This window comes from Streptomyces sp. DH-12, assembly GCF_002899455.1.
Taxonomy (GTDB): domain Bacteria; phylum Actinomycetota; class Actinomycetes; order Streptomycetales; family Streptomycetaceae; genus Streptomyces.
In genome coordinates this window covers 353,494-365,897 of the sequence record NZ_PPFB01000001.1, presented here as the reverse complement: position 1 = coordinate 365,897, position 12,404 = coordinate 353,494, and the positions used below count along the sequence as shown (strand labels likewise).

14 protein-coding genes and 2 pseudogenes are annotated in these 12,404 nt (G+C 72.0%); 12 read left to right on the top strand and 4 right to left on the bottom strand.

Annotated features, from left to right (window positions below):
- Positions 1-2 precede the first annotated feature (2 nt).
- The 9 genes and pseudogenes from C1708_RS00940 to C1708_RS00900 form a co-directional block, all read left to right on the top strand.
- The gene (locus C1708_RS00940; RefSeq protein ID WP_241911130.1) at positions 3-1,127 is read left to right on the top strand and encodes a 2Fe-2S iron-sulfur cluster-binding protein; all 1,125 of its coding nucleotides are present in this window, start codon (positions 3-5) and stop codon (positions 1,125-1,127) included.
- 39 nt (positions 1,128-1,166) lie between these two features.
- A complete protein-coding gene (locus tag C1708_RS00935) occupies positions 1,167-1,943 on the top strand; it encodes an SDR family oxidoreductase (RefSeq protein ID WP_106410829.1) in 777 nt (258 codons plus the stop codon).
- Positions 1,944-1,968: 25 nt separating this feature from the next.
- Positions 1,969-2,817: a tryptophan 2,3-dioxygenase gene (locus C1708_RS00930; RefSeq protein ID WP_106410828.1), complete on the top strand. Its 849-nt coding sequence runs from the start codon at positions 1,969-1,971 to the stop codon at positions 2,815-2,817.
- The gene (locus C1708_RS00925; protein WP_106410827.1) at positions 2,807-3,655 is read left to right on the top strand and encodes an alpha/beta hydrolase family protein; all 849 of its coding nucleotides are present in this window, start codon (positions 2,807-2,809) and stop codon (positions 3,653-3,655) included. Before C1708_RS00930 ends, C1708_RS00925 begins: the two co-directional genes overlap by 11 nt.
- On the top strand, positions 3,652-4,911 hold the full coding sequence (locus tag C1708_RS00920; RefSeq protein WP_106410826.1) for a kynureninase: 1,260 nt from the start codon (positions 3,652-3,654) through the stop codon (positions 4,909-4,911). Before C1708_RS00925 ends, C1708_RS00920 begins: the two co-directional genes overlap by 4 nt.
- A gap of 850 nt (positions 4,912-5,761) precedes the next feature.
- Entirely contained in the window at positions 5,762-6,211 is a 450-nt protein-coding gene (locus tag C1708_RS00910) for a VOC family protein (RefSeq protein WP_106416084.1), read from the top strand.
- Positions 6,212-6,302: 91 nt separating this feature from the next.
- A complete protein-coding gene (locus C1708_RS36030; protein ID WP_403473473.1) occupies positions 6,303-6,554 on the top strand; it encodes a hypothetical protein in 252 nt (83 codons plus the stop codon).
- Entirely contained in the window at positions 6,524-6,658 is a 135-nt protein-coding gene (locus tag C1708_RS36025) for a zinc-binding dehydrogenase (RefSeq protein ID WP_391664152.1), read from the top strand. The genes C1708_RS36030 and C1708_RS36025 overlap by 31 nt, the downstream gene beginning before the upstream one ends.
- 36 nt (positions 6,659-6,694) lie before the next feature.
- Positions 6,695-6,968 (top strand): annotated as a pseudogene (locus C1708_RS00900) (MarR family winged helix-turn-helix transcriptional regulator); the annotation flags it as partial.
- A 217-nt stretch (positions 6,969-7,185) separates the two neighbouring features.
- Here C1708_RS00900 and C1708_RS00895 read toward each other — a convergent pair.
- The 3 genes and pseudogenes from C1708_RS00895 to C1708_RS00880 all read right to left on the bottom strand — a co-directional run bounded on the left by C1708_RS00895 (position 7,186) and on the right by C1708_RS00880 (position 10,034).
- A complete protein-coding gene (locus tag C1708_RS00895) occupies positions 7,186-7,857 on the bottom strand; it encodes a lytic polysaccharide monooxygenase auxiliary activity family 9 protein (protein WP_502696043.1) in 672 nt (223 codons plus the stop codon).
- 303 nt (positions 7,858-8,160) lie between these two features.
- Positions 8,161-8,824, bottom strand: a pseudogene (locus C1708_RS00890) (IS6 family transposase).
- Positions 8,825-9,134: 310 nt separating this feature from the next.
- Positions 9,135-10,034 (bottom strand): S1 family peptidase, encoded by a 900-nt coding sequence (locus tag C1708_RS00880; RefSeq protein WP_106410823.1) that lies wholly within the window; start codon positions 10,032-10,034, stop codon positions 9,135-9,137.
- A gap of 1,120 nt (positions 10,035-11,154) precedes the next feature.
- Here C1708_RS00880 and C1708_RS34255 point away from each other — a divergent pair.
- The 3 genes from C1708_RS34255 (at position 11,155) to C1708_RS00870 (ending at position 11,960) form a co-directional block, all read left to right on the top strand.
- The gene (locus C1708_RS34255) at positions 11,155-11,463 is read left to right on the top strand and encodes a hypothetical protein (protein ID WP_198602367.1); all 309 of its coding nucleotides are present in this window, start codon (positions 11,155-11,157) and stop codon (positions 11,461-11,463) included.
- The gene (locus C1708_RS00875) at positions 11,460-11,657 is read left to right on the top strand and encodes a transposase family protein (protein ID WP_198602366.1); all 198 of its coding nucleotides are present in this window, start codon (positions 11,460-11,462) and stop codon (positions 11,655-11,657) included. Before C1708_RS34255 ends, C1708_RS00875 begins: the two co-directional genes overlap by 4 nt.
- Before the next feature lie 99 nt (positions 11,658-11,756).
- Complete coding sequence (locus tag C1708_RS00870) at positions 11,757-11,960, top strand: hypothetical protein (RefSeq protein ID WP_198602365.1); 204 nt, start codon at positions 11,757-11,759, stop codon at positions 11,958-11,960.
- Between the two features lie 51 nt (positions 11,961-12,011).
- On the opposite strand, the gene C1708_RS00865 is transcribed toward C1708_RS00870, so the two are convergent.
- Positions 12,012-12,218, bottom strand: a complete 207-nt coding sequence (locus tag C1708_RS00865) for a hypothetical protein (RefSeq protein WP_198602364.1) — start codon at positions 12,216-12,218, stop codon at positions 12,012-12,014.
- Positions 12,219-12,404: the final 186 nt, after the last annotated feature.

The window sequence follows — 12,404 nt, the reverse complement described above, 5'->3', positions numbered from 1 at the left end:
CCGTGAACACCACCCCGCCCGCCCTGCGCGACCATGTGCCGGCCGGTCCGCGCCGCCGCACCGGCCGGCACACACTCGACGTCACGGAGGTCCGGCACCTGACCTCCGACACGGTGGCCGTCACCCTCCACGTGCCCGCCGCGCTGCGCGACGTCTTCGCCCACCACCCCGGCCAGCACGTCGTCGTCCGTCACCGCCGGGGCGGTGCCGAACTGCGCCGCACCTACTCGATCTGCCCGCCACCGCACACACCCGGGGCGCTCCGCCTGGTGATCAAGCGGTCCGGCCCCGGCGGCTTCGGCGACCACGCCACCACCCGGCTCGCACCGGGCGAGCGGCTGGAACTCTCGCCGCCCACCGGCGCCTTCGCCCTGCCGGAGGTGCCGGGCGCCCACCACGTCCTCCTCGCGGGCGGCACCGGCATCACCCCCCTGGCCCCGATGGCCGCCCATGCCCTGCGCCGGGACCCGGCCTGCCGGGTCAGCCTCGTGCACTCGGTCCGCACGTCCGCCGACGCCCTGCTGGCCGACGAACTGGCCGAGGTCAAGGACGAGTTCGTGGACCGCCTCACCGTCCTGTACGTGCTGACCCGGGAGGAGCGGGGGAGCGGGCCGCTCGCCCGGCGGCTGGACGCGTCCGGGGTGCGCCGGCTGCTGGCGGCCGTGGACGCCCGCCCGGGCCCGGACACCACGTTCGCCCTGTGCGGACCGCCCGGTCTCGTCGCCACCGCACGGCGCGTCCTGGCCGACTCGGGAGCCGACCCGTCGCTCGTCCGCTGGGAGCTGTTCACGGCCGACGGCACGCAGCCGACGCCGCCGGAGCCGGCCGGACGGGCACCCGGGGCGGGGGAGTACCGGGTCACCGCCCTGCTCGACGGGCGCCGCCGGGCCGCCACCGTGCTGCCGGACGACCCGGCCCTGCTCGACGCACTGCTGCGCAGCCACCCCGACGTGCCGTACGCCTGCCGTGAGGGCGTCTGCGGCAGTTGCCGCGCGAAGGTCCTGTCCGGGCAGGTGACGGCGGACCGTGAGCACGCCCTGGACGAGCGGGACCGCGCCGCCGGTTACACACTCGTCTGCCGCGCGAGGCCCCGCACCCCCGAGCTCGTCCTCGACTTCGACGCCTGATCCCGCCCGCCACGCCACCCTCAGCGAAGGAGACCCACGATGACCGCCACCGACCGCCACGCGGGAAAGACCGCCCTGGTCACCGGAGGCAGCCGCGGCATCGGCCGAGCCATCAGCCACCGCCTCGCCCGCGAGGGCGCCCTCGTGGCGGTCCACTACGGCCACGACCTGACGGCCGCCGAGCGGACCGTCAAGGAGATCCAGGCCGACGGCGGCCGCGCCTTCCCCGTACACGCCGAACTCGGCGTCCCCGGCGACGCCGACACCCTGTGGGCCGCCTTCGACGAGGCCCTGGCGGAACAGGACGCCCCGGCCGGCCTGGACATCCTCGTCAACAACGCGGGCATCACCGTCCCCCGCCCCATCGCCCAGGTGACCGAAGCCGACTACGACCGCGTCTTCGCCGTCAACACCAAGGCGCCGTTCTTCATCATCCAGCGCGGACTGGACCGCCTCCGGGACGGCGGCAGGATCATCAACATTTCGTCCGTCGCGACCCGTATCGCCTTCCCGCCGATCGTCTCCTACACCATGACCAAGGCCGCCCTGGACTACCTCACCCTCTCCCTGGCCCAGGATCTCGGCCCCCGGGGCATCACCGTCAACGCCGTCGCGCCCGGCTACACCGAGACGGAGATCAACCCCACCCTCGCCGTCCCGGAGATCCGCCGCCGCTACTCCGAGGCCTCCACGTTCGGCCGGCTCGGCGACCCGGTGGACATCGCGGACGTCGTCTCCTTCGTGGCGAGCGACGACGCCCGCTGGGTGACCGGCCAGTGGATCGACGCCTCCGGCGGCGCCCACCTCGGTGTGTGACCCGTCCGCACCTCCAGGAGATGTGATGAACGACCGCACGACCACCCTCGACGGGCCGGCCACGGACGACACCCTGACCCGCCCCTTCGAGGGCGCCAGCCCCTACGACACGTACGTGCACGCGTCCGTCCTCAACACGCTGCAGCACCCGCTCACCGAGGCCCCGGACGAGATGGGCTTCCTCGTCACCACCCAGGTGATGGAACTGTGGTTCACCCTCATCGTGCACGAGTGGCGCACGGCGAAGGTCGCCCTCGCCAAGGACGACCTGCCCGCCGCCATGGACGCGCTGGTGCGCAGCCGGCGCGCGCTGACCGCCCTGGGCGGCGCCTGGGCGCCCATCGCCGCCCTGACGCCGGCCCAGTTCAACGGCTTCCGGGCCGCGTTCGGCCGGGCGTCGGGCTTCCAGTCGGCGATGTACCGGCACATGGAGTTCCTCCTCGGTGACAAGTCCGCCGGGCTGCTGCGCGCCCACCGCGGAGACCCGGCCGTCCACGAGGCGCTCGCCGAGACCTACCGCGAACCGTCCCTGTACGACGAGGTGCTGGCCTACCTCCACCGTCAGGGCCTGCCCGTCCCGCGCCACGTCCGCGAACGGGACGTGACCAGCCCCTACGACAGCGACCCCGGCGTGGCGGAGACCTGGCGGCACGTCTACACCGGGCCGCAGCACCACCCCCACCTCGCACTCGGCGAACTGCTCACCGACATCGCCGAACTCGTCACCCGCTGGCGGTCCGACCACGTCCTGGTGGTCCGCCGGGCCATGGGAGCCAAGCCGGGCAGCGCCGGATCGGCCGGGCTGGCCTGGCTGGAGCAGCGGGCGGCCCGGCCGGTCTTCCCCGAACTGTGGGAGGTGCGCGGTGACGTCTAGGACGATCTCCGCCTTCGCGGCCGAGGAGGAGCAGCGGGTCCTGAGCCTGAAGCCGGTCCTGGCACCGGTGCACGGCCGCTACGGGGACCACCCCCACCAGTCCTACGACGCCTGGCCGTCCGAGGACCCCCACGCCCCGCTGGTGATCCTGCTGCACGGCGGCTACTGGCGCTACGACCGGATGCACCTGACCCCGTTCGCGGCCTGGCTCTCCGCGCAGGGCTTCAGCGTGCTGCTCCCGGGCTTCCGCCGGTCCGGCGGCGCGGGCGGCTATCCCGAGACCTTCGACGACGTCGCCCGCATCGTGGACACGCTGCCCGAGGGGCGGCCCCACGTCCTGGCCGGCCACTGCTCCGGCGGGCACCTGGCCCTGTGGTGCGCCGCCCGCGGCCTGCTGCCGCCCGGCTCCCGCTGGCACACCCGCACCCTGCCGACGAGCGTGCTCGCCCTCGCACCGATCACCGACCTCACCGCCACCCGCCGCGACCGCCTCAGCAACGACGCCGCCCTGCAACTCCTCGGCGGCGAGGAATACTTCACCGAACGGCTGGCCGAGGTCGACCCCCTCACCCTGCTGCGCGACGCCGGCGCCACCGGTGTCCCCACCGTGCTGCTGCACGGCGCCGCCGACGAGGAGGTCCCGCTCACCCAGTTCAGCGACTACGCGGCCGTGCACCGGGACCTCAGGACGGTCGTCCTGCCCGGCACCGGCCACTACACCCTCATCGAACCCGGAGCACCCGGCGCCCACGCGGTCGCCGACACCCTCCGGGACATGGCGGCCGCCTTCACCCCGGCGGACGCCGGCCGCGCGGGCGAGGAGGCCGCACACCGATGACCACCGCGCTCTCCGCAGCCGCCGCCCTGCGCGAGCAGGCAGCACGGCTCGACGCCGACGACCCCCTGGCCCCCGTCCGCGAACGCTTCCTGCTCCCGCCGGACGTCGTCTACCTCGACGGCAACTCCCTGGGCCCGCTGCCCGCCGCCGTGCCGGCGGCCCTGGACGACGTCGTACGACGCCAGTGGGGCACCGGACTCATCGGCTCCTGGAACGCGGCCGGCTGGTGGCAGGCGCCGCTGCGCGTCGGCGACGCCATCGGCACGCTCATCGGGGCCGCGCCGGGGCAGACGGTCGCGGGCGACTCCACCAGCGTGCAGTTGTTCACCGCGCTCGACGCCGCCGCCGCGCTCCGCCCGGACCGCCCGCTGCTGGTGACCGACCCCGGGCACTTTCCCACCGACCGCTACCTCGCCGACGCGGTCGCCCGCCGCCGCGGCCTTCAGGTACGGCACGTGCCGCCGTCGGACCTCCCGCACTTCCTCGCCACCGAGGGCCCCCGGGTCGCCGTCGTCAGCTACTCGCCCGTCGACTTCCGCACCGGGGAGCTGTACGACATGCGGGCGCTGACCCGGGCCGCCCACGACGCCGGCGCCCTCGCGCTGTGGGACCTGTGCCACGCCGCCGGCGCCCTGCCCCTGGAGGTCGACGCCCTCGGCGTGGACCTGGCGGTCGGCTGCGGCTACAAGTTCCTCTCCGGCGGCCCGGGCGCCCCCGCCTTCCTCTACGTGGCACAGCGCCACCACGCCGCGCTGGAGACGCCGCTGCCCGGCTGGACCGGCCACGCCGACCCGTTCGCCCTGGCGCGGGACTACACGCCCGCGCCCGGCATCGCCCGCGCCCGCATCGGCACCCCGCCGATCCTGTCCCTGCTCGCCCTCGAAGCGGCCCTCACCGCCTTCGACGGCGTCGGCCTGCACCAGGTGCGTGCCAAGAGCCTGTCCCTGACGGGCTTCCTCCTGCGCTGCGCGGACGCACTCCTGGCACCCCTGGGCTTCACCTCCGTCACCCCGTCCGACCCCGGCCGCCGCGGCAGTCAGGTCACCCTGCGCCACCCCCACGCCCACGGACTGGCCGTCGCCCTGGCCGGGCGCGGTGTCGTGGCCGACATGCGCGCGCCCGACCTGCTCCGCTTCGGCGTCAACGCCCTCTTCACCAGCCACGGGGACCTGCTCACCGCCGTTTCGCGGCTGCGCGACCTCACCGTGGAGGCCGCCTACGATCCCGCACCGCTCACAGGGGGTCCGGTGACCTGAACGGCACGCAGCCGGGCGAGTCCTCCCTCAGCCGCCGCCCTCGAGGGTCGGTCGCCGAGCCAGGCCGGCATGGCCACCAGCGCGAACAGGCCGGCCCGGTCGAGGTCACCGCGCGCCACGCCTGCGGCCTGCGAAGGGCTCGCGCGCGGCTGCCGATGCCGGAGGGGCCCGGCCGAGAGCCGGCCGTTGGCGGCTGCGGAGGAGCCCCGCAGGATCATGATCACCGAGCCCGCTTGCACGGCCGGCTGTTGCGGCGCCCTGTACGCGACCATCCGTCGTGAAGGCGATCAGGTGATGTGGGGGTCCTGGGGAAACGCCGGCGACCCCACAGCCGTGCCGCCGGACGTCCGGTTCGACGGTGCCCCAGTACGAGGCCGAGCTCGCGAGGGCGTCCGCGGACCGCAGCGGGGAAGAACCGGTGGACACCGTGGCTCGGCTTCTCGAGCAGGCGCTTGCGGACAGCGGCTGGTTCGAGCGCCGGGGCTGCGTTCTGACGAGTGTCTCGCCGCGACGCGAGGAGCCCGGTCTCCCTGAGGGGATCACCGGCCCTCCCGGCGCGGATGTCCACGTCCATCAGGTGCGGGAGCACGGCGAGCGTACGGAGTCGTACCGGTACGAGTCGTTCGTCACTCCCGAGCAGCCAGTGGAGGAGCAGGTCCGGCGGCTGACCGCCCGTATGCCGGCCGACGGTCCGCGGAAGTCCGCTGGAGATGTACCGCCGAGGAACGGAACGCACAGCCGTACTCGGTTCGTTCCGGGCGGCGCTGGCGCGCACGCGTGTGCGTCGTTCGGCGGCAGGCGTCACCCGGCCGAGTCGTTCGAGGGCGGCCGGGCCGGGCACATGGGGGCCATGACCGACGACACAAGCCGTATCCGGCTGGTGCAGACCGTGCTCGACAGCACCGATGCCCGCACACTCGCCGAGTTCTATCGGTCCCTGCTGGGCCTCGAATACGCGGAAGGAGACGAGCCGCCTCCGCCCGGCGTGCCGGACGAGCACGGCAGGGACTGGCTCGTCCTGCGCGATCCCGGCGGCGGACGGCAGCTCGCCTTCCAGCAGGTGGGGCGCCTGCGGGAGCCGGACTGGCCCGACGGCCCGGTGCCTCAGCAGATGCACCTCGACTTGAGTGTCGCCTCGCTGGAGGAGTTGCTGGACCAGCACGAGCGCGTGCTCGCCCTCGGCGGCCGTCTCCTCAGCAACAGGGACCGGCCGGATCCCGATGACGAGGAGCGCTTCCGTGTCTACCGGGACCCCCAAGGCCACCCGTTCTGCATCTTCGTCGTCGAGCGAGAGGCGTAGCCCGGCAGGACCAGGATGTCAGGACGCCGACGGGCGGGTCCTCGCGGAGGTCGGCAGGAGGGACCGCCGCCGGGGATCTCCCGCCGACCTGGTGGGGGCCGTCGAGTTCACGGAGGACCCGGGGGACCCGCTGTGGTCCGGCGAGACACTGACCATCGAGGTCGACGCCCGGGTCGGAGGGGGCATGATCCCCCTGCTGAATCTCATGGGCGGTGGCCCGGACCTCGCGCTCGCCGCCGGTTTCCGTGCGGCCGGACTCGGCATCGTCCTCGCCGAGGGCCCCAGCGCCGCTCCGCCGCCCGCCTCGCCGAACTGGCCCGGGAAGCTGCCGACGGCACCCTGAGGACCACGATCAGCGCCACCTGCCCGCTCCCCGAAGCGGCCATGGCCCAGCAGGTCAGCGACGCGGGCCACAACCGAGGCAAGACCGTCCTCGCGGTCGACTGATCCGGTACCGCAGTCAAGTGGTCCGAGGGAGCAGCAGTGCCAGACACCACCTCACCGGAGCTGCCGGATGCGGCGAGGGGCCATTGAGCTACGCCGTCTTCCAGCTCGCACGCACCCACCGCGGCCACGCCGTCGCCATGCTGCGCGTGATGAATCTCCACCCGGGGCAGGAGCTGCAGCTGATGCAGCTGTTCGACCACGACGGTCTGACGCAGGCGGAGCTGCTGGAGCGAGTCGCCTCGACCACTCCACCGTCTCCAAGTCCCTGCGGCGGATGCAGGACGCAGGGCTGCTGACGCGGTCAGGGGCCGCAACCGCAGACCTCCGGCCGAGTGGACAGGGCGAGCCGTGCCGACAGTCCTGGGGAGAAGGCGGGCAGGCACCCGGAAGAGCAGGAACGTGGGGAGCCCCGCCGGGGCAGGGTGGCCACATGGGTTCCCCTGCTCCGACGGAGCCAGGTCGGCACGGCCGGGCGGTGGATCACCGGAGCCCGGCAGGGACGGGTGCCGTGTGCAACGCTTCTCGGCTTAGCCGAAGTTCACGTCGCTGCACCACATGTAGGCCTGGTCCAGGTGCGAGGCCTGCCAGATCACGAACAGGATGTGGTGTCCGGTGTAGCCGGAGGTGTTGACGTTGAACCTGATGTCCTGTGCAGGGGCGAAGCGGCCGGTCTGCGTGATGAAGTCGAGGTTGCCCCAGCCCAGGGTCTGGGTCTTGGGGTTGAAGCCCTGCTTGCTCACGTAGACCCGGAAGTAGTCCGCCCCGTGGGACGCCTGGTCGTGCAGCTGGATCGTGAAGTTGTTGCTGACGTTGGTCGTCTTCCACGGCCCGGGCCTGTTCAGGCTGTTGTTCCTCGAGAGGTTGTTGCTGCAGAGCGTCCCGTCGGGCGTCCGCGCCTGGAACTGGCCACCGAGGCCGTCGCGGAGGGCGCTCATCCAGTTCCACATGGTGTCGGGGTTGGCCTGGAACGCCTGGTAACACATGGGGTCTTCGGTCTGCATGGCCGGGCTGGTGTGGTTGCTGCCCCACGTCTTCCAGCACTGGTACGCGCGGGTGGCGGGGTTGACGATGGTGCCGTGCGCCTGGGCAGGGGTCGACCAGGCCAGTGCGCCGATGACGACGGCGAACACCATGACGAGCGCCTGAAGGGGCCGGCGGAGGGACCGCGCACGCCCGGTTGACGGACTTTGTTTGCGCATGTGGGGGGAACTCCTTCCAGATACGAGACTGTGATGGGAGCGCTCCCAAAGGTACGACTGCTGAGTGAAAAGTCAATGACGCAAACGGAGTTGAGTGCAGGAATGGCGGATACCGTCAACTCGGCGGGCACACCGCCGTCCCGCACGGAGCCTTTTCCAACCTGGTGGCGGAGCAGGCCGGTTGGCCTGACAAGCAGGTGAAGCCCCTGGTGGATGGGTTTTCGACCAAGAACTCCGTCTCCACCAGAGGCTTCGTGTGCTTGTCTTCCCGTCCGCCGTCGACGTGTCCAGCTCTGGGCGTTGTCACGTTGTTGGGTGTGTGGGCGTCCGGTGGCGTGTTGAGGTGTGGCGGGGCCGGAAGTGGGGTGGGATGCCGCTGAACGCGGACAGGAACCTCTGCGCCCCGCCCACGGAGCGGAAGCCCTTCATGACCCGTTCGCATTGCCTCGTCGGCTGGTGGCTGTTCTCGACCCGGTTGTTCAGTCCCTTGTGCGAGCGGTGCTCGACCGAGGCCATGACCTCGCGGTGGGCGGCGCTGCAGGAGCGGAACTCGTCGGTGACGATCCCCCTCAACACTGCCCGGGGCCTCGTCATCAGCCTGCGGAGGAACCGTCTGGCCGTGGCCTCGTCGCGGCGGTTCTGCACGAGGACGTCGAGGACGCTGCCGTCCCGGTCCACAGCCCGCCACAGATACTTCTGCTCACCGTTGACCTTGATGAGGACTTCGTCGGGATGCCGTTTGCCGCCGGGCCGGGGACGCCTGCGGCGAAGCCCGTTCGCGTAGGCCTGCCCGAACTTCCGACACCAGCGGCGTGTCCGTCTCGTACGGGACGATCACGCCGCGCTCGAGGATCAGTTCCTCGACCTCGCGGTAGGACAACGGGAAGGGGAAGTACAGCCACACGCAGTGGGAGACCACCTCGGCCGGGTACCGGTGCTCCTTGTACGACGGCGACGTGACCTCCACGGACGACCTCCGCCACCACGATCACCCCGAAAGTCATTTCACCCGCTCAGCCGACGTGACAGCGCCCTGACGGCCGCTGCCGCCCACCGAGCCGGGATGAGCATCCGCTTCGCGATCTGGGACCAGATCACCGGCGCTGCCGACCGGCCCGCCACGGCCTGACCACAGGCCCGGCCCCCGAGCCCACCTGCCCCGACGCGCCGTCAGGCAGTTAGGCACCCGACAACGTGACACCCCCGCACGGACCGGAGGCCGTCGGCGACGGCCGGCGGCCTCCGGGGCCTGCCTGTGACGCGGTACTGCTGCGGGGCTAGAAGACGCTGAGGCCGTACAGGCTCAGCGGCCGGGTGACCGGCTCGTAGAACGTGGTGCCGCCGGTGGTGCAGTTGCCGCTGCCGCCGGAGAGCAGGCCGTAGGCGGTGTTGCCGGCGAAGAGCGGGCCACCGCTGTCGCCGGGCTGGGCGCAGGCGTTGGTCTGGATCGTGTTGTAGACCAGCTGGCCGTTGCCGTAGTTGACGGTGGCGTTCAGGCCGGTGACGGTGCCGGTGCGGTAACCCGTGGTGCTGCCGGAGCGCTCGATGCGCGTCCCGACGGTCGGGCTGCCGGCGTTGACGATGTCGCGGTACGTGCCGTTGTACAGGTACACGCGGCCGTCGGATGCGGCGGGGTTGGAGTGCTGGATGACCCCGTGGTCGTAGGTCGGGAAGACGGTCTGGCCTGGCACCGCGGTGCCGATGCTCCAGCTGGACCGGCCGCTGGTGCAGTGTCCGGCGGTGAGCGCGAAGTTCGTGCCCGCGGAGTTGCGGACGTTGAAGCCGAGAGAGCAGCGGGCGCCGGAGGAGGTGATGGCCTCCCCGCCAGCGATCAGACGGCTGAACTTGCCCGGGGTGCGATTGATCTGCAGCGCCCCGGACTGCGCGCCGGCCGCCTTCCTGATCTTGTTGATTTCCGCCGCCGAGACCGTGCTGTCGGCGGTGACGACGACCTTGCCCGACGCCTTGTCGGTGTACCAGGCCGTGCCGCCGACGTCGGCGGTGAGCACCGCGTCGCCGACCCGGGCGAGCTGGGCCGCGGTGGGCTTCGCGTCCGCGGACGCCGACGCCATGGCGGTGGGGGTCACGAGCGCGGACACGGTCGCCAGGGCGGCGACGACGGTGGCGGCACGGGCTCTTCGAGAGGCGCCCGACGACAGGAACGTCTTGACCTTCACTTGTCCTCCGGTGAGGGGGCGTGGGCCCGTTGGACATCCGGACCCTTGGTTCATGTCTGCGGCAGTCCCGCGGACAGTGCGGGCGTCCTGGAGGTGCCGCATCGGTGGTTGAACCTTCGCCGTGATATGTCTCTGCCAACAAGCGCCGCTTTCGGACGCTTCGGCGGGAGCCCCCGGGTGCGCAAGCCGGTTGGCGAGGAAGGGGCTCTTGCGGGATCCCGTCCGCAGGGTGAGACGACGGATACCTGACGGGCCATTGGGTGATGGCCCGTCGGTCGTCCCGGATTCCGGCAAGGTCCCGGCGGTGCGGCGGCCGGTGGACAACGCGCCATTCATCGCGGCGCACCGGACTCTCCGGCGCCGCCGGCTCCGCACGGCGGCGCGGCTGCTCAGGTCGTCGTCGGCCCCGGGCAGGCGGTGCGGCCGCGCCGGGTCGCCGGAAATCATGGCCGATTCATGAAGATCAAGTGGAGTATTCCGGTATGTCGTGTGATGGGGCGGGGGAGGCCGGGCCCATGCCGCGCCCTCCGCCTGTCGTCGGCGCCGGGACAGGAGGGAGGCCGCGCCGTCCCGCGCGCGTTACGGCGGGAATGCTCCCGGCGGCTTCCCTGAGGCCGAACCCCTATGGGCGGATTGCCCCTTGCGGCACCCAGGGCCGGTGACCGGTTCTGCACCGTCGGTCGAAAGCGCTTTCACGACGCCGTCCGGCGCCCGGCCTCTCCAGCCACCGGGCCCCCTCTGGTCTCGGGTGAACACCCGCGGCCTCCCCTGCCGGACGCACTCCGCACGCCGGACCGAGCAGCCGCACCACGGGCACAGCGCGCTGCTCACCGCGGGCGGGGCGGGAGCGAGGGAGCGGCGGAGGCCGTTGTCGTCGTCCGCGTCGTGTGAGCGGCCCGTGTGGACGGAGCGCCGGCGAGCCCGGTGACCACCGCGGCCGGCGCCGTACGGTGTCCGCCCAGCCCGCGCCGGACGACGCGCGGCCTCCGGCAGGGGCGGGCCCACGACCGGCCCCGACCCCACGCCCCGATGCCAGTGGCGTCGCCTACGGTCCGCCCATGAGTGATGATCTGTTGCCGTTGCCGTCGATCAGTCACTTCGCGGTGGGGGAGCCGGTGCGGTGGGGGAGCCGGTGGTGCGCCTCCTGGCCGGCGTTTCGCACAGCCGTACCGCCCGCACCGTCGGCTGCACAGCGCGGAGCGGATGGAGCCTGCACGAACGCGCTGAACGGACGCCGGCGGCCCGTCCCGCCGAGGAGGACTGGGAGCGGGCGGTGTCGACGATCAGCCGTGAAGTCAACAACAACGGCGGACGCGACGCTTACCGGGCAATCGCTGCACAGGAGCGCGCACTTGACCGCGCTCGACGCCCCGTCGGCCTCGACGACGACCCCGACGACGCTCCGGTCATCATCACCGGCCGCAGGTGACCCGCTCCCACCGCCTCACCCACGCCGAGAAGGAGGCGAACCGGCTGATCAGCCGCGAACGCGCCGCCGTCGAGCACGGCTTCGCGAACCTGAAGACCTGGCGCATTCTGGCCGAAGTTCGCATGAGCACACATTACGCCACCACGCTGCTACGAGCCCTGCTCGTTCTGGCGAACCGCGAGGTCCAGCGGTGACGGACGATCACCCGACGACGATCACTCCGCCTGCCAGAACGAGGACCACATCACGGACTCACACCAATACCGCAGCCTGCGAGTTCAATCGGCCTGACCGTGCTGAGCGCCTTCGTCGACGCGCGCACGAACAGCCTTGTCGCCGAGGGGGAGACGGAGGCGAAGCCGCTGGTCGGCGGATACCACGTGGCCTTCCTGGCCGCCGCCGGATTCACGCTGACCGCCCTGATCATTGGCGCCGGCCTGCTCAAGGGCACGCCGTCCGCAGGCGCGAAGCAACAGACCATGGCCTCTTCCGAATAGAGCGCCTCGGTCTCCTGACCGACAGAGGTCATCCCCGTCCCTGGCCCCTTTTCAGCGTCTGCCGTTGCCCGGAGCAAGCAGGCTGGTGAGCTCGGCGACCGCCTCCGGAGACGGCTTGAAGCAGCGGCGGACGTTCTCCGGCTTTCTTGTGCCCGGCTTCGCCATGAGCATCAGCAGCGAGGTGCCCTGCTCGCCGAGGTGGGCCAGGGCGGAACGGCGGTACTCATGCGGCCACCGCGACGCACCGGAAAACTCCAAGATCCCCGACAGAGCCGAGCTCAGCCCATGTTGGCGAACGTGAGCTCGGCCATGACCCAAAGACCGAAGAGCTGGAGCCCCAGGGCGCCAACCGCCACTCCCGACGCCGCGCCGGTGGTCAGTCGGCGCCGCACAAACCTGTATACAGAAAGCGTGACGGCTGCGACAAAGAAGAGCAGGATTACG